Origin of the sequence: Cloacibacillus sp. (assembly GCA_036655895.1) — a bacterium.
In the GTDB taxonomy this organism is placed as follows: Bacteria; Synergistota; Synergistia; order Synergistales; family Synergistaceae; genus JAVVPF01.
In genome coordinates this window covers 1-15,890 of record JAVVPF010000042.1, presented here as the reverse complement: position 1 = coordinate 15,890, position 15,890 = coordinate 1, and the positions used below count along the sequence as shown (strand labels likewise).

Genomic DNA, 15,890 nt, shown 5'->3' with positions numbered 1-15,890 from the left:
GATGATGGACAACAAACTACTCGGCGAGGCGATGAAAATCAGGCTCGAGTTTCCCGGCGGGCTGCCGCCGAAAAAAGAATTCGACCCGCAGTATCGCCGCGCGCCGAACCGCGTCTACACTCTCAACGAAAAGGAGACAGTGCTGGCTCTGAAAAACGCTCTGCGTTACATACCAGAGGAATACCACGCGGAGATCGCCCCAGAATTTCTTGAGGAGCTGCGCACGCGCGGGCGCATTTACGGCTACCGCTTCCGCCCCGAGGGAAGGCTTTACGGCAAACCGATCAGCGAATATAAAAGCGGTTGTGTCGAGGGCAAGGCCTTTCAAGTCATGATCGACAACAACCTTGATTTCGACGTCGCGCTTTACCCCTATGAGCTCGTCACCTACGGCGAGACGGGGCAGGTCTGTCAGAACTGGATGCAGTATCTCTTAATAAAGAAATATCTTGAGATACTGACGCCGGACCAGACGCTCGTCCTTGAATCGGGCCATCCGCTCGGCCTCTTCAAATCCTCCCCCACCGCGCCGCGCGTGATGCTCGCCAACGGCCTGATGGTCGGTCTCTTCGACAATCAGGAAGAGTGGCACCGCGCGATGCAGCTCGGCGTCTCGAACTACGGGCAGATGACGGCGGGCGGCTGGATGTACATCGGGCCACAGGGCATCGTCCACGGCACTTACAACACCATCCTCAACGCGGGACGCCTTAAATTCGGCGCGCAGAACGACGGGCTCAAGGGCAGGCTCTATGTCACCTCCGGCCTCGGCGGCATGAGCGGCGCGCAGCCGAAGGCGGCGGACATAGCCGGCTGCGTCTCGATCACCGCCGAGGTTGACTGGTCGAGGATTAAGACGCGCCATGAGCAGGGCTGGGTCAGACGAATCGCCGGGACGGCGGAAGAGGCCTTCGCGATGGCGAAAGAAGAAATGGCCGGAGGCGAAGTCAGTTCCATCGCCTTCCACGGCAACATCGTCGACCTCCTCCAATACGCCGTCGACCACCAGATAGCCGTCGACCTCCTCTCCGACCAGACAAGCTGCCACGCCGCCTACGACGGCGGCTATTGCCCCTGCGGCATCACCTTTGAAGAGAGGACAAGGCTGCTGAAAGACGAGCCGGAAAAGTTCCGCACCCTCGTAGACAGGACGCTCAGGAAACACTTTGAGCTGATAAAGACCCTCGTAGACCGCGGCAGCTACTTCTTCGATTATGGTAACTCCTTCCTGCGCGCCGTTTACGACGCTGGTGTCAAAGAGGTGGCAAAGAACGGCACGGACACGCACGACGGCTTCATCTTCCCAAGCTACGTCGAGGACATCATGGGACCGCTGCTCTTCGACTATGGCTACGGCCCCTTCCGCTGGTGCTGCCTCTCGCGCGACCCCGAAGACCTCCGCAAGACCGATATGGCGGCGATGGCATGCATCGACCCAGACAGGCGTATCCAAGACCGCGACAACTGGGCCTGGATACGCGACGCGGAAAACAACCGCCTCGTCGTCGGCACCCAGTGCCGCATCCTCTATCAGGACGCCGAGGGGCGCATCCGCATCGCGCTCAAATTCAACGAGATGGTGAGAAACGGCGAGATCGGCCCCGTAATGCTCGGGCGCGACCATCACGACGTATCGGGCACCGATTCGCCCTACCGAGAGACGGCGAACATCAAAGACGGCAGCAACATCATGGCGGACATGGCGACGCTCTGCTTTGCGGGCAACGCCGCGCGCGGCATGAGCCTCGTCGCGCTGCACAACGGCGGCGGCGTCGGCATCGGCCGGTCGATCAACGGCGGCTTTGGGCTCGTGCTTGACGGCTCGTTCCGCGTGGACGAAGCGATAAAGAGCGCGCTGAACTGGGACGTGATGAGCGGCGTGGCTAGGCGCGCCTGGGCGCGGAACGACGGTGCGCTCGAAGTCTCAGCAGCCTTCAACGGCAACCGCACGGGGCAGCACATCACCCTGCCATACCTCGCCGACGAAACGTTCCTCACGAAACTCGTCGCGAAAAAATAAGCTTTTTTAAGTTATATAGACTCGATGGATGGATATTATCATGGAAAAAGAGCAAACGCTATTGGAATTTGGTTTGAACAGGTCGTGTTGAGCATCATTATTACGATACCAATCGCTATAATGCTCGGTTTTAAGGATGTTGTAGCAGGCGCGGCACAGTAAGAACTGGTAAAACGAATTAAGTTTTTTAAGGAGCGTACCCGTATTTATCAATATGCGGGCAAATTCTCTATATAACTCTATATAAATAGGAGGAAGTAAAGATGTTTCTGGTTTTAACAAAGTACATTAAAGGAATGGAAGAAGTGGATAAGTTTTTACCAGCCCATTCAGTATTTTTGGATGGGTACTATGACCGGAAAAAAATAATCTTCTCCGGACGGCGTAATCCTCGCGTTGGCGGAGCGATATTATTCAAAGTCGATACGGAAGAGGAAGTAAAGGCTATTCTTGCAGAGGATCCCTTCAGAATCAATGGCATTACCGAGTGCGAGTATTATGAGATCATCCCTACAAAATACGACGAAGACTTTGCCGGTTTCATGCTTTGACCGAGGCGTATGTTCACTGTAAAAAGAGAGGTGAGGCTGTATGACATCTAAAAATTTATTTTCCTTGAAAGGGAAAGTGGCGCTTGTTACAGGAGGGGCCCGCGGACTAGGTTTTGCTATGGCTTGTGCGCTGGCAGAAGCTGGGGCGAAAATTGCCTTTAACGCAAAGAGTCGTGAATCTATTGAAAATGGGATGCAAGCATACTTCGCTAAGGGTATCGAAGCAAAGGGTTACGTTTGCGACGTCGCCGACGAGACAGCAGTGAAGGGGCTGTTTACCAGCGTGAATAACGACATTGGGCCGGTGGATATTCTATTTAACAACGCCGGCATTATCAACAGAGTAGCGATGATCGAAATGACCGCTGCCGATTTCCGCCGAATCGTTGACGTAGACCTTACTGGAGCATTTATCGCGGCTAAAACGGCCATCCCTTCGATGATTCAAAGAGGCGGCGGAAAAATAATCAACGTCTGCGGTATCATGAGCGAGGTCGGACGGGAGACTGCGGCAGCGTACGCCTCAGCAAAGGGAGGTCTTAAGATGCTCACCAAAAACATCGCCGCGGAATACGGTTCTTACAACATCCAGTGCAACGGCATCGGCCCCGGCTACATGGCGACCGCGCTTAACGAACCTCTGCGCGAAAAAATGCCGAATGGCGCGATGAACCCCTTCGACCGTTTCATCCGCGCGCAGACTCCGGTAGGCCGCTGGGGCGACGCGAAATCCGATCTGGCGGGGCCTGCGGTTTTCCTGGCTTCCGCAGCCTCTGACTTTGTCAATGGACAGATATTGTACGTAGACGGAGGCTTTCTCTCATATTTAGGGCGCAACGTCTAAAACCGAGTCCCTCAACAGCGTCGGCAAGAGCGTCCCGCTGTTGCTTCCAACTTAATGTCAAACAAACGGGCCGACTGAAAAAAGCGACGGTCTGGTAAACCTACATTTGCATGGAGCGAATAGCCCTATAGGGTTTGATTTGCGGCGGGGCTGCTAGTATCATAGAGGCGGACTGCGGGCGCCCACTCCAGCAGTTTGCGGGGAGGGCGCCCTATTTGAAGGAGGAGAGAGAAATGACGGAAAATTATTATGCGAAAAGCCTTAACGCAAAGAGGCTGCAGCAGGTTTACGAGACGGCTATACCAAGAGTCGAGCAATATTTGAGATGCGAGATAGAGTTCGTGGCAAGCGATTTGAAGAAGAGCGACGATGTGCTTGAGCTTGCGGCGGGTTACGGACGCATAATGAAGGAAGTGGCGCCTTTTGCAAAGAGCGTCACCGGCCTTGACATCTCCTGCGAAAACGTCCGCTACGGCAAAGAGTACCTGAAAGACAGCCCAAACGTCACGCTGTTGGAGATGGACGTACACACGATGGATTACGACTGCTGCTTTAACGCGGTGCTCTGTCTGCAAAACGCCTTGTCAGCCGTTAAGGCGACGGTTCCGGAAGCATTCGCGGCCCATGCGCTTAGATCTCTCAAGGAGGGCGGGCGCGCCTATTTCAGCACCTATCATCCAAAGTTCTGGGAATCGCGTCTTGCCTGGTTCGTGGAGCAGGCCGAGAAGGGGCTGCTCGGGGATATCGACTTTGAGAAAACCAAAGAGGGCGTCATCGTCTGCAAAGACGGCTTCAAAGCGACAACACACTCTATTGAAGATTTTGAAAAAATCGGCCTTGCGTCGGGATACCCCTGGCGGATTTTTGAAGTGGACGACTCAAGCATCTTTCTTGTAATTGAAAAGAACCGCGCGTAAGAGCCTTTTCTCTGCGTGACAATATATTCAATTTTACGAATCATACAAAAAATCATTGCCGCTTGCAGCCTTTAGTAAATTTACAAACTCATTCCATGGGAGTAGAATAGCTCCGGTAATTAAATGAAAACTTTTCATACGCGCATAGTTTAGGGAGTGACCTGATGGATTTACTTGTTGAACAACTGTTGAACGGCCTGGCGGCGGGAGCGATGTATTCTCTCATCACGCTGGGTCTTGCGCTTATCTACGGCGTCATGAAGATACTTCACGTGGCGCACGCCTCGGTTTATACGGCGGGAGCCTATGTAGGGCTTTACCTGTATACCGCGACCGGCAGCATCGTGCTTGCCATTCTTGGGAGCATGGCCTTTTGCTCGGTGCTGGGAGTGCTCATCGAGCGCTATATTTATTTCCCGCTGCTGAAGTATCCTCCTTATGTGCCGCTTATCAGCAGCATCGCGCTGATGATCGCCATCGAGGAGCTGTGCCGCCTTGTGGCCGGGCCTGAGGTGCGCACCTTTCCCGCGAAGCTGCCGTTCCCGGAGCTTACCTTCGGCACGGTGCACATATCCTCAACGCTGCTTGCCGTCTATTTCATTTCGGCGCTGGTGCTCTTTCTGCTTTGGTTTTTGATGACGAAGACGGAGCTTGGGCTTGCAATGCGCGCCGTCTCTCAGGATATGGAAAGCGCGGCCGCGCTTGGCGTGGATACGAAGCGCACGGTGGCGCTCACCTTTGTGATAGGTTCGGCGATTGCGGCTATAGCGGGTGTGCTTGTGGGGATATATTACAATCAGGTCTATCCGATGATGGGACAGGTGCCGGCTTACAAGACGCTGGCTCTCATCGTGGTGGGCGGCATGGGGTCGGTGCCGGGCGCAGTCTTTGCCTCTATGCTGCTTGGACTGGCGGAGACGTTCCTCATCGGGTACGCGAATATTCCGATGCCGCGCGACGCTCTCGCCTTCATAGCAATGATAATAATACTCATGTGGCTCCCGACGGGGCTAATGGGAAAGCGTCAGGGGTAGTCTCATGGACAGTTATATTTTAAATGTGGGAACACAGATAATCATTCAGGCGATAGCGGCCTACGGGCTGAATGTCATTGTGGGCAACGCGGGGCAAATTTCGCTTGGACATGCCGCTTTTGTGGGCATCGGCGCCTATTCGAGCGCGATGCTGACGACGGTGGGCGGGCTTACTTTCTGGCAGTCGCTGCCGATAGCGCTTCTCATCACCGGCGTTATCGGGCTGCTTTGCGGGCTGCCGAGCCTTCGCGTCAAGGAGGATTTTCTTGCGATCACGACTATCGGCATAAACTTCATCGTGGTGGCGGTCTTTCAGTATACGCCGTTTCTTGGCGGCGCGCTTGGCATAGGGGGCATCCCGTCGGTGCGCTTTTTCGGCGAACGGCTGAAGACGGGCGGCTACTTCGCGCTCTGCGTGGCGGCGCTTGTGGTTGTGATGGCGGTCTGTCTCTTTTTCCGGCGCTCGTGGACGGGGCTTTCCTGCTTCGCCGTGCGTGAGGACGAGACGGCGGCATCGAGCATGGGCGTCTCGCCTGTGCGCGCAAAGCTCACGGCCTTCGTGCTTGGCACTGTCATAGCGGGGCTTGCGGGAGCGCTTTACGCGCATTATATGAAGTTCATAAGCGCAGATTCTTTCTCGTTCCCCTTCTCGGTGACGCTGCTTTCCATCGTCGTGGCGGGCGGCCTTGGCACTTTCTGGGGGCCGCTGCTTGGGGCCGTCGTGCTTGGCATTCTGCCGGAGCTTTTCAGGCCGCTCGTCGATTACCGCATGTTCCTCTACGCGGCCATCCTGCTGCTTATGATACGCTTCATGCCTGGCGGACTGCTGGGCGGCTCTACGATGCTTTCCATCAAGAACCTGCTGAAGCATAAAAAGGAGGGGGCATAATGGCGCGTCCGCTTGTCTCCGTAAAAGATCTTTCGATACACTTCGGCGGTCTGAAGGCCGTCGATAAGGTAAGTTTCGACATATACAGCGGCGAGATACTGGGGCTACTCGGGCCGAACGGCGCGGGAAAGACGACCTGCTTCAATATGATATCGGGCGTCTACAAGCCTACCGCGGGCGAGATACGCATCGACGACGTGCGCACGGACGGGCTTCCGCCGCACAAGATGGCGGCTATGGGCGTGGGACGCACCTTTCAGGTGGTGAAGCCTTTTTCGGGCCTATCCGTCATCGACAACGTTATAATCGCGCTCGGGATGCCCATTTACTCGCACTTTTTCCGCGCGCTCGCTCCGTGGAACACGAAAAAGACGCGCGACGAGGCTACTTCAATACTTGAAATGGTCGGGCTGAAGGACGAGGCTCAGATGCGCGCGGGGCTTCTGCCTCTTGGCAACCTGCGCAAGCTGGAGATAGCGCGCGCTATGGCGCTGCATCCAAGGCTGCTGCTTCTTGACGAATGTTTCTCGGGGCTGCGGCACGAGGAGATACGCGTCATTGAGGAGCTTATCCGCTCCATTCAGGACAAGGGCGTGGCCATCCTTCTTATCGAACACAACATGAAGGTGGCGATGGGGCTCTCGCAGCGCATCGTGGTGCTGAACCACGGTCAGATGCTGGCGGAGGGGACGCCGGACGAAATAACTAAAAATCCGGCGGTCATCGAAGCCTATCTCGGAAAGGGAGGCGCGGGCGATGCTGCTTGATGTAAAAGACCTTCGCGTGGCCTACGGCGACATTGAGGCGGTGCACGGCATCAGCTTCGGTGTGGAACAGGGCGAATTTGTCTCAATAATCGGCGCAAACGGCGCGGGCAAGACGACGACGCTGCGCGCCGTGATGGGGCTGCAAAGCCCAAAGCAGGGCACGGTCACCTTCGACGGGCGCGACATAACGGCGCTTCCCGCGCACAAACGCGCGGCGCTCGGAATCCGTATAGTGCAGGAGCGCGCGAGATGCTTCCCGCAGCTCTCCGTATATGAAAATCTTCTGATGGGCGTCTACGGCGCGCAGGGAAAGCTCGCTGCACAGCTCGAATACATCTACGAACTTTTCCCGATATTAAAGGAACGCACGAAACAGACGGCAAGCACGCTCTCCGGCGGCGAACAGCAGCAGCTCGCGATAGCGCGCGCGCTGGTCTCCTCGCCGCGCCTGCTGCTTGTGGACGAAGTATCGATGGGGCTCATGCCGAAGCTGACGGAGCAGGTCTTTCAGGTGCTGCGCCAGCTCAACAAAGAGCGCGGCCTCACCATTCTGCTCGTTGAACAAAACGCGCTTGCGTCGCTCAAAATATCCGACCGGGGCTACGTGCTGGAGACGGGCAACATAAACATCACTGGCACGAACACGGAGCTGCTCTCCGACCCGAAGGTGCGCGAGGCCTATCTGGGCGGCTAGCGGCGACATCCGTCTGGCGCAAGAGAACCAACGTTGTGTTTTTAGGGCGCGTTACGGCCCTTAATCTTACAGGAGGTGCTTTTTATGAAAAAATGCTTTAAGTTACTAGCGGCGGTCTTCAGCATCGCGCTCTTCTGCCTCGGCGGAACGGCCTTTGCGGCGGAGACGATCAAGATCGGCATGCTCGCCCCGCTTACGGGCTTTGCGGCGGCCGACGGATTCAGCGCGTATGAATCAGTGAAGCTCGCGGTCGAAAAGGTCAACGCAAAGGGCGGAGTGCTCGGCAAAAAGGTGGAACTCGTCTGCTATGACGACGCAGCCGACCCGAAGCAGTCAGTTCCCCTCGCGCACAAACTCATCGACCAGGACAAAATCGTAGCCTTCGTCGCCGGCTCCTACAGCCTCCCGACGCGCGCGGTATCCGCCATCTTCAACGACGCTGAGATCCCGCTCGTATCGGCCTACGCGCTGCACCCCGACATCACAAAGGGCGACTTCACCTTCCGCAACGGATTCCTCGGAACAGTTGAAGGCAAGGGCGCGGCCTACGTCGCGGTGAAGCTGCTGAAGGCAAAGAAAATAGCCCTCATAGTCAGCGACAACGACTTCGGCACAACGCTCGCGCAGGGCTTTGACGAATATATCAAAGAGAACCCCGCGGCGAAAATAGTCTCCCAGCAGAAGTACCCCATGAGCGAAAAGGACTTCAAACCCTACCTCTCAAAGATGAAGGCCTCAAACCCCGACGTCGTATTCTTCAGCGGCTACTACTTCCAGGTAGGCCCCGCAATGAAGCAGGCTCAGGAGATGGGCATCAAAGTTCAGTTCATCGGTGAAGAGGGCGCGGACTCCCCGAAGACGGTGGAAATAGCGGGCAAAGCGGCCGAAGGCATGGTAATGGTGACGAACCTCAACCGCGACGACAAACGCGCGAAGGTGCAGGAGTTCCTCGCCGAATACCGCAAACGCCACAAGATAGAGCCTGACATGGTCGGCGCGTCAAACTACGACGCCTTCATGCTGCTCGTCAACGCCATCAACAAGGCGAAGTCAACGGACGGCATCAAAGTGGCGAAGGCTCTTGCCGAGACAAAGAACTACGACGGCATCACCGGCGTCATCAAAGGCTTCACCAAAGAGGGCGAAGTTGTAAAGCCGGTGCAGGTGCAGAGGGTGAAGGACGGAAAGTTCCGCTACTTCGGCGAAGTGACCGACCAGAAGCTCATCACGCCCACAAAATAACGAAGCTGTAATAAATTTGTAATATCAACATCGGAGCGGGGGCTAAACCCCGCTCTTTTTTGTGCAGGACGCCATACCGATACGGCTATACCGATATTCCATTATTGTATCTACAAATAATTTGGAGCGGGAGCTATACTTTCTTCGTACACAAAGCAGGTACGCAAAGCGAAATCCGAAAGAAATATCGGATAACGATAAAGACTCTTCTTCTCCACTCTCTTCAAAACCCCTCGAAATTTCCTCCCCGGGCCATACCGGGGAGGAATTACTTTAGCCACGCTTCCTCAGCTAAAAAGCAGACGCATATAACCGCGTCTGCCGTTTACAGCGGCGGCGGAAGCGTAATACGCAAAATGGGGCGGTCAATACTTTTTATTATCCCAGCTTCGCGCACACCTCGCGGATTATTTCGGCGGCGGCGTTGGGTTTGGCGAGGGTGAACGCGGCTTCGCGCATTTTCTCATCTGTGCCATCGGCGAAAATGCGCGAAGCGGCCTCGGCCGCGCGCCCGGGGCGCACGAGATATTCCGCCGCTCCGTTTGTCGTGAGGTAGGCCAGGTTCAGCTCCTCCTGCCCCGGCACCGGGTCTATCAAAAGCATAGGAAGGCCCGCCGCGAGCGCCTCAGAGGTCGAAAGGCCGCCCGGCTTCATCACCGCCGCGTCCGAAGCCGCGTAATAGTCCTCCATGTTGCCGACGAAACCCTCTATGCGCATGTTTTCTTTATATCTGTAGAAGCTTTTCATTCTCGTGTAAAGTTTTTTATTGTTGCCGCAGATGACGACTGTGAGCCATTCCGTCTTTGCGGCAAGCGACTTGGCAGCCGCCTCCACAGAGCCCGCCCCTATGCCGCCGCCGCTTACTAAAATAACGCGCTGCGCGCCGTCTACGCCGAGGCGAGCCCTGGCCTCTTCGCGGCTTGGCAGGCGTGCAAATTTCCCGGCAATAGGCACGCCGGTGACGCTTACGTCGAATATCCCGTCGGCTCTGCGCTGCTCCGCGGCGCGTTCACTTGCGGTGAAGTTCCACGCAAATTCGCGCCGGCGCTGGAAACGGTGGCTTTCAAAGTCGGTGTCCGCGTAAAATACGGGAACGCGTCCCGCAAGCGACGAAGCGAGCGGAGCCGCGCCGAAATAGTGCGTGAAGACGACCGCCCGCGCTTCGTTTGCCTCGATGAGCCTTTTAAGCCGCGGCAGATACATGCGGCAGAGCAGGCCGTGCACCCATTCAAAGGCGCCCGCCTGCATTCCGTGCCTGTCTGAGCCCCAGTAGAAGGCGCCCCACATCCATGGAGCGCGGCGCGCCATTGCGACGTAGCCTTCGGAGACGATGTATTTCATCCACGGCGCTATGAAGTCAAGGATGTCGCAGCAGATGACGCGTCCGTCTGGGTTTGCCGCAACGTAGGCCTCGCATAGCGCAAGCGCCGCGGTCTTGTGTCCCGTGCCCTCAGAGGCGTATATGACGGCAAGCGAATCAGGTCGGCTCATGCAAGCCCCTTGAAGAGGTCGCCCAGCGTCACCTTCGCCTCGCGGCCGCGTTCTTTTTCAACGCGGATAGCGGCCGTAATGGAGTCGCGCATCTCCTCCTGCGTGTAATTTCTTGGGAAATATAGCGCGGAGGCGTCTCCGTGGCCGCCGCCGCGAATTTTTTTGCCGTCCTTCAAAAGCGCGAGCACGCGCCCCGCAAGCCCGTCGCGGCTGCGCATGGAGACGGCCCAGTCTCCGTTGAAGCGCCTCGCGGCGACCGCCGTCACAAGCGGCGGGTTTTCCTCGCGGTCAAGCAAGAGGCCGCAGAAATCCGAGACGTCGCCAAATTCCAACACGCCGTCGCAGAGGAAGGCAAGTTCGTTTCCGACGCGCCAGACGCGCCCCTTGGCCTCCGCAAAACGCGCCTCCTGACGCTCCGTGAAGGCCGACGCGGCCTCCGTCTCCGCCTGCGTCAGCTCGCCTGCCGGGTCGTCAATGAGCCTGGCCAGCATCCCCCACTGGCCGCACATCGTAACGAGCGCCTGCCATAGACGGCTCTCCGGCATCTGGCCGAGCCACAGGTCGCGGTCGTTCGCTATCTTAACAAGCGGCTCAAGCCGCGCAAGCTGCGCGCGCGTCGCGTCATCCTTCGCGTTTTGCGAAAGCCAGCGCCAGTAGACGAGCGCTCCGCAGTAATTCGTATCTATTACGGCCCATTTTCTGTTGCCATATCTCTCAAATGTGCTTTTATGGTGGTCGAAGAGAAAGGGCTGCGCGAAACCGTCCTGAATCTTGTCTATCTCGTCGATGGTCTGCTCGCGCTGACAGAAGAGGTCGAGCACAAGCGGCTCCTGACCCGCGGCGATAGTTTCAAGGATGAGCGCGTCCACGTCGCCGTAGCCTGTAAGCGAGACCTTGACAAGCCTGTTTTTGTGATGGACGTGCCACGCAAGCGCCGCCGCCGCAACTCCGTCTAAGTCGGTATGACTGATTATATGTAAAAGAGGTTTCTCCATTGTAATTCCTCCGATTTTTGTCAATAATATATCACAAAGAGGTGTATGTAAATGAAAAAAGCGGTAATAGAAATCGGGACAAACTCAGTAAAGCTCGTAATAGGGCAGACGGCGGCAGAAGGCGGCGTCAAGGTGCTCTATGACGTAAACGCGATAACGAAGCTGGGAGAGGGGCTAGCCGCCGACGGCGTGCTGTGCGCCGCCGCGATGGAGCGCACGGCGCAGGCGGCTGGCAAATTCGCGCAGTTCGCGCGCTTTGAAGGCGCAAAAGAGATTGCCTGCGTCGGCACGATGGCGCTTCGCACGGCAAAAAACGCGCAGGAATTTGAACGCCTGGCCTACGCGGAAAGCGGCGTGGCGGTGCGCGTTCTTTCCGGCGACGAGGAGGCGGAGCTTTCAAGCTGCGCGATGATAAACAGCATTGCCGGCGCGTCGTTCGGACGCGTGCTGCTTTTTGACACGGGCGGGGGCAGCACTGAGTTCATCTACGCGGAGGACGGAAGGCGCAGCCGCTCCTTCAGCGTGGCGCTTGGCGCCGTGACGCTCACGGACGAATATTTCAAACAGTCGCCCGCGCAACCGCCTGTAGTCTGCGGCGTCATAGCGAGTCTGACAAAGGGCTTGACCGAAGACGGAGTCAGCACCGGCGCGCACATGATGATAGGAACTGGCGGCAACGTCACGGCGATGGCCGCCGTCTCCATGAAAATGGAGGAATACGATTCCGCGAAGGTACACGGCAGCACCCTATCAAAAGACGAAGTGATGCGTCAGATCATGATGTACGCCGTGGCGACCGACGAGGAACGCCGCAAGATAACGGGCCTTTCGCCAAAACGCGCCGACATAATCCTGGGCGGCGCCTGCATCATCCTTGCCGCAATGGAGGCGGCTGGCGCTGCGGAGATCACAGTAAGCGACCAAAGCCTGCGCCACGAACTCTTAAAACGCCTCTTCGCCGCGGCATAAAAACAAGAAAAATTAAGGGGCCGGCTTGAACTCGTCAGAAAAGACGGCCCCAGCCTCCAGCGCAAGCAGCGCGCGCTTTATCTCAAGGCCGCCGCCGAAGCCCACAAGCGAGCCGTCCGATCCGATGACGCGGTGGCACGGGATGATTATCGCTATCGGGTTGCGGTTGTTGGCCATGCCGACGGCACGACAGGCCTTCGGTGAGCCCACCTTGCGCGCAATGTCGCCGTAGCTTTCCGTAGAGCCGTAAGGTATGGCGCGCAGCGCCTCCCAGCAGCGCATCTGAAAGTCCGTGCCGCGCGGCGCAAGAGGCAGGCAAAAGGCGCGGCGCCTTCCGGCAAAGTAATCTTCAAGCTGGCGCTCTGCCTCAGCAAGCAGCGGCGTGCTTCCAAAAACGGCGCGCTGTGCGTCAAAGTCGCGGCTGCGTTCAAAATGCAGATCGGTTATCGCGCCCTCCTCCTCGCCTACAAACACTTTTCCTATAAGAGAATATTTCACCTGGCAGAATATTTTCACGACATCACTCCTCCGTCCCTTACTATATTAAAAGAATAACCAGTTTTATAATAAACCATTTTAGTCATACTGCATAAATAATTTGCGTTTAACTGGCGTAATCTACAACATTTACCATCATATCAACATCTTTTTCCCCTTGCGGCGGCCTTAAACGATTGACTTCTCATGGTTTTTTGATAGACTGTATACACATACAGATGAAATTTTTCATCTTAGCATCGCAAGCGTCCTCGCACAGGGGGCCGTGTCAGACTAATTGTATTCTACAAATAAATATTATCTTATAAAGAGGGAAAATCGATGGGCGGTAAGAAAACAGAGATACTGCGCTACACCACTGACGACGGGAACACTATTGAACTGCCGGCGGCTCTCATCATCGGCGACACCGAGGGGCCGGAGGGCGTCATCACGGCCGGCATCCACGGCAAGGAATACTGCAGCATCTACTCCGCGCTGAAGCTCTTCTGCGAGCTTTCTCCCGCGGACATTCGCGGCAGCCTAAAAATAATCACCATCTGCGACACAGCCTCATTTGAAAGCGGAGAGGGCTGCCTCTCGCCGATAGATTCACTCAACCTCGACCGCTGCTTTCCAGGAAAACTCAAAGGCAGCTACAGCGAAGTTCTCGCCGCGCGCATCTTTGACGAGATAAAGGGCGCGGACTTTCATATAGACATCCACACCGGCTGCTCCGAGGAACAGACGGACTCGTTTGCCATCTACCACAGGGGCCGCAACCCGGAACGCAACGACAAATCTCACGAAATAGCCTACTACGCGGGCCAGCCGAACATCGTCATCACGGAGGCGGAAGGCCGCTGGGCGGACGCCGGCACCTGCTATTCCAACACATACGAAAAAATAGGCATCCCCTCCGCGCTGCTTGTATACGGGCTTCAGGGCACGAACGAAGCCGAGTGCATCGAACGCAGCTCCCAGAGCATCTCAAACGTGCTGCGCCGCTTCGGCCTCCTAAAGGGCCCAGTGAAGCCGGTAGGCCGTCCGCAGATATTTGAAAGTATGCAGGAGGTCCACGCGAAGAACAAAGGACTCCTCTACCGCAGCGTAAGCGTCGGCGAAAACGTCCGCCGGGGCCAGCTGATAGGCGTGCTTGCCGACTACTTCGGAAAGCCTGTGGAAAAAATACTTTCTCCCCTAAACGGCAAAGTGCTCTTTATGACAAAAAACCCCGCCGTGCTGGAAGACGGCTTCATAGCCGCAATAGGCATAGGAAAATAACCGCATATATCAAAACCGCAAATCAAACACGCAGGCGGCGCGAAGATATTTATCGCGCCGCCTGCGTTTATTTTATTGAAATCTTAGGCCCGTATGACGCGGCCATTATGCTGAAAGCTTAGAAATAAAGCTCGTACTCCTGCACCGTCGGCGCGTTGTAGACGTATTCTGCCTCCGCGCGCTTTGCCTTCGTCCAAAGCTCGATGAGCTTCTCCGGGAACGCGGGCGCGAGGTATTCTTTGTCCTTTTCAAGGCCGTCGAGCACCGCGTTCAGGTTCAGCGGGAAGGTCAGCTCCTCCTTTGAATCCTGCGACTGGTAGCCGAGCGCCACTGGGTCAAGTCCGCGCACGATGCCGTCCGCGCCGGCAAGCACCATCGCCGCGAGGAAGAAGTAAAGGTTGCAGGAGGCGTCTCCCGTGCGGTATTCGACGCGAGTCTCTTCTTTTTTCACATAACCGGGGATGCGAACGGCAGCCGCGCGCGACCCCTTAGCAAAGGTGGCCGACACAGGCGCTTCATAGCCGTGCACGAGCCTGCGGTAGCTGTTCGTGCTGGGGCAGCCGAAGGCGAGAAGGCTTCCGGTAAGGCTGTGTGAGAGCATTCCCGCGATGTAGGAAAGCCCTTCCGGTGAAAGGTTGAAGAGCGCGTTCCCCGGGAAGATGGATTTTCCGTCTTTTTCAAGGAACTGATGAACGTGCATACCGTTGCCCGCCATCTTGTACATCGGCTTCGGCATGAAGGTGACGGCGAGGCCCCATTCAGAGGCGACCTGCTTCACTATCCACTTCGCAAGCGAGACCAGGTCCGCCGCGCGCGCCATATCCATAAAGTCAAGCTCTATCTCAAGCTGGGAGACGGCGACCTCGTGATGATGGTACTTCACGGGGATGCCAAGCGTCTCCATCAAAGCGACCGTTTCATTGCGGAAATCCATATAGCTGTCTTCGGGCGGCATTCTGTGGTATGCGCCGTGCAGACCTACGCGCGGCTTTGAGCTGAAATCGTCTCCAAGCCCCTCGGATGACTTTACGCGGTAAAAGACTTCGTTCACAGTGCTGCGGTACTCCGCCTCTTCAAAGACGTAATACTCAAGCTCCACCAGCACCTTAGCTGTGTCGGCGATGCCGCGCTCGCGCAGGAAATTCTGCGCGTTTTTGATGACGTTGCGCGGATACTGGTCGAACGTCTCGCGCTCCGTAGAAACGACGTCGCAGAGCACGTGCAGCATCTTGTAATCGTCGCGCCTCTCAAAGAAGGCCGTAGACATATCGGGTATAGCCACCATGTCGGAGTTGTTGACCTTCGCGTAGCCGTAATTGGAGGCGTCAAAACCGATGCCCTCCGCAAGTATCTTCTCGCTCACATATCCGCGCGGCAGCGCGACGCTCCTGATGTTGCCCGCGATGTCGATCATCATAAGGTTAAGAAAATCAGCCTCTTCAATGTGCCCGTTGAACTTTTCCAACTGCATTTAATACCCCTCCAGAAAATTTTTAATTTCTTCCAGTTGCCGAAGCCGTCTCTTCATTTAAATTATCATGGACTTTTTATAAGTTTAGCATGAAGGTTTTAAAATGCAAATTCAAAAAATTGCAACGGAACGTCCTCCTAAAACCACGCGAGGGCTAGCCGAAAATCACTCCATCTGCATAGCGGCCATGTGTTTGTAGTAGCGCCACTTGTCTTTTAGTGTTTTTTTCTCTTCTTCAAGCAGCA

15 protein-coding genes are annotated in these 15,890 nt (G+C 56.2%); 11 read left to right on the top strand and 4 right to left on the bottom strand.

The window, feature by feature from the left end; all coding sequences use genetic code 11:
• Window position 1: 1 nt before the first annotated feature.
• From RRY12_11405 to RRY12_11365, 9 genes are all read left to right on the top strand, one after another.
• Entirely contained in the window at window positions 2–2,020 is a 2,019-nt protein-coding gene (locus RRY12_11405) for a urocanate hydratase (protein ID MEG2185277.1), read from the top strand.
• A gap of 263 nt (window positions 2,021–2,283) precedes the next feature.
• Entirely contained in the window at window positions 2,284–2,571 is a 288-nt protein-coding gene (locus tag RRY12_11400; GenBank protein MEG2185276.1) for a YciI family protein, read from the top strand.
• A 40-nt stretch (window positions 2,572–2,611) separates the two neighbouring features.
• Window positions 2,612–3,415 (top strand): gluconate 5-dehydrogenase, encoded by an 804-nt coding sequence (locus RRY12_11395; GenBank protein MEG2185275.1) that lies wholly within the window; start codon window positions 2,612–2,614, stop codon window positions 3,413–3,415.
• A 233-nt stretch (window positions 3,416–3,648) separates the two neighbouring features.
• Window positions 3,649–4,332, top strand: coding sequence for a class I SAM-dependent methyltransferase (locus RRY12_11390; GenBank protein ID MEG2185274.1), 684 nt, complete (start codon window positions 3,649–3,651; stop codon window positions 4,330–4,332).
• Between the two features lie 164 nt (window positions 4,333–4,496).
• Window positions 4,497–5,366 carry a branched-chain amino acid ABC transporter permease gene (locus RRY12_11385; protein MEG2185273.1) on the top strand — a complete coding sequence of 290 codons (870 nt, stop codon included), beginning with the start codon at window positions 4,497–4,499 and terminating at the stop codon, window positions 5,364–5,366.
• Between the two features lie 4 nt (window positions 5,367–5,370).
• Window positions 5,371–6,255, top strand: a complete 885-nt coding sequence (locus RRY12_11380) for a branched-chain amino acid ABC transporter permease (protein MEG2185272.1) — start codon at window positions 5,371–5,373, stop codon at window positions 6,253–6,255.
• Window positions 6,255–7,022: an ABC transporter ATP-binding protein gene (locus RRY12_11375; GenBank protein MEG2185271.1), complete on the top strand. Its 768-nt coding sequence runs from the start codon at window positions 6,255–6,257 to the stop codon at window positions 7,020–7,022. The genes RRY12_11380 and RRY12_11375 overlap by 1 nt, the downstream gene beginning before the upstream one ends.
• Window positions 7,012–7,716, top strand: a complete 705-nt coding sequence (locus RRY12_11370) for an ABC transporter ATP-binding protein (GenBank protein MEG2185270.1) — start codon at window positions 7,012–7,014, stop codon at window positions 7,714–7,716. The genes RRY12_11375 and RRY12_11370 overlap by 11 nt, the downstream gene beginning before the upstream one ends.
• 84 nt (window positions 7,717–7,800) lie before the next feature.
• Window positions 7,801–8,958, top strand: coding sequence for an ABC transporter substrate-binding protein (locus tag RRY12_11365; protein ID MEG2185269.1), 1,158 nt, complete (start codon window positions 7,801–7,803; stop codon window positions 8,956–8,958).
• 378 nt (window positions 8,959–9,336) lie between these two features.
• Here the strand turns inward: RRY12_11365 and RRY12_11360 are convergent, their stop codons facing one another.
• On the bottom strand, window positions 9,337–10,449 hold the full coding sequence (locus RRY12_11360) for a glycosyltransferase (protein MEG2185268.1): 1,113 nt from the start codon (window positions 10,447–10,449) through the stop codon (window positions 9,337–9,339).
• A complete protein-coding gene (locus tag RRY12_11355; GenBank protein ID MEG2185267.1) occupies window positions 10,446–11,444 on the bottom strand; it encodes a phosphohydrolase in 999 nt (332 codons plus the stop codon). The genes RRY12_11360 and RRY12_11355 overlap by 4 nt, the downstream gene beginning before the upstream one ends.
• Window positions 11,445–11,495: 51 nt before the next feature.
• On the opposite strand from RRY12_11355, the gene RRY12_11350 reads away from it, so the two are divergent.
• A complete protein-coding gene (locus RRY12_11350; GenBank protein MEG2185266.1) occupies window positions 11,496–12,413 on the top strand; it encodes a Ppx/GppA family phosphatase in 918 nt (305 codons plus the stop codon).
• Window positions 12,414–12,425: 12 nt separating this feature from the next.
• Here the strand turns inward: RRY12_11350 and RRY12_11345 are convergent, their stop codons facing one another.
• Window positions 12,426–12,929 (bottom strand): methylated-DNA--[protein]-cysteine S-methyltransferase, encoded by a 504-nt coding sequence (locus tag RRY12_11345; GenBank protein ID MEG2185265.1) that lies wholly within the window; start codon window positions 12,927–12,929, stop codon window positions 12,426–12,428.
• 303 nt (window positions 12,930–13,232) lie between these two features.
• Here RRY12_11345 and RRY12_11340 point away from each other — a divergent pair, with 303 nt between their 5' ends.
• A complete protein-coding gene (locus RRY12_11340) occupies window positions 13,233–14,174 on the top strand; it encodes a succinylglutamate desuccinylase/aspartoacylase family protein (protein MEG2185264.1) in 942 nt (313 codons plus the stop codon).
• A 118-nt stretch (window positions 14,175–14,292) separates the two neighbouring features.
• On the opposite strand, the gene RRY12_11335 is transcribed toward RRY12_11340, so the two are convergent.
• Complete coding sequence (locus tag RRY12_11335; GenBank protein MEG2185263.1) at window positions 14,293–15,645, bottom strand: glutamine synthetase beta-grasp domain-containing protein; 1,353 nt, start codon at window positions 15,643–15,645, stop codon at window positions 14,293–14,295.
• Between the last annotated feature and the right edge of the window lie 245 nt (window positions 15,646–15,890).

Excerpts from the sequence above, each read along its gene's own strand:
- RRY12_11405 (MEG2185277.1), top strand. The coding sequence starts at position 2 with ATGATGGACAACAAACTACTCGGCGAGGCGATGAAAATCAGGCTCGAG.
- RRY12_11400 (MEG2185276.1), top strand. The coding sequence starts at position 2,284 with ATGTTTCTGGTTTTAACAAAGTACATTAAAGGAATGGAAGAAGTGGAT.
- RRY12_11395 (MEG2185275.1), top strand. The coding sequence starts at position 2,612 with ATGACATCTAAAAATTTATTTTCCTTGAAAGGGAAAGTGGCGCTTGTT.
- RRY12_11390 (MEG2185274.1), top strand. The coding sequence starts at position 3,649 with ATGACGGAAAATTATTATGCGAAAAGCCTTAACGCAAAGAGGCTGCAG.
- RRY12_11385 (MEG2185273.1), top strand. The coding sequence starts at position 4,497 with ATGGATTTACTTGTTGAACAACTGTTGAACGGCCTGGCGGCGGGAGCG.
- RRY12_11380 (MEG2185272.1), top strand. The coding sequence starts at position 5,371 with ATGGACAGTTATATTTTAAATGTGGGAACACAGATAATCATTCAGGCG.
- RRY12_11375 (MEG2185271.1), top strand. The coding sequence starts at position 6,255 with ATGGCGCGTCCGCTTGTCTCCGTAAAAGATCTTTCGATACACTTCGGC.
- RRY12_11370 (MEG2185270.1), top strand. The coding sequence starts at position 7,012 with ATGCTGCTTGATGTAAAAGACCTTCGCGTGGCCTACGGCGACATTGAG.
- RRY12_11365 (MEG2185269.1), top strand. The coding sequence starts at position 7,801 with ATGAAAAAATGCTTTAAGTTACTAGCGGCGGTCTTCAGCATCGCGCTC.
- RRY12_11360 (MEG2185268.1), bottom strand. The coding sequence starts at position 10,449 with ATGAGCCGACCTGATTCGCTTGCCGTCATATACGCCTCTGAGGGCACG.
- RRY12_11355 (MEG2185267.1), bottom strand. The coding sequence starts at position 11,444 with ATGGAGAAACCTCTTTTACATATAATCAGTCATACCGACTTAGACGGA.
- RRY12_11350 (MEG2185266.1), top strand. The coding sequence starts at position 11,496 with ATGAAAAAAGCGGTAATAGAAATCGGGACAAACTCAGTAAAGCTCGTA.
- RRY12_11340 (MEG2185264.1), top strand. The coding sequence starts at position 13,233 with ATGGGCGGTAAGAAAACAGAGATACTGCGCTACACCACTGACGACGGG.
- RRY12_11335 (MEG2185263.1), bottom strand. The coding sequence starts at position 15,645 with ATGCAGTTGGAAAAGTTCAACGGGCACATTGAAGAGGCTGATTTTCTT.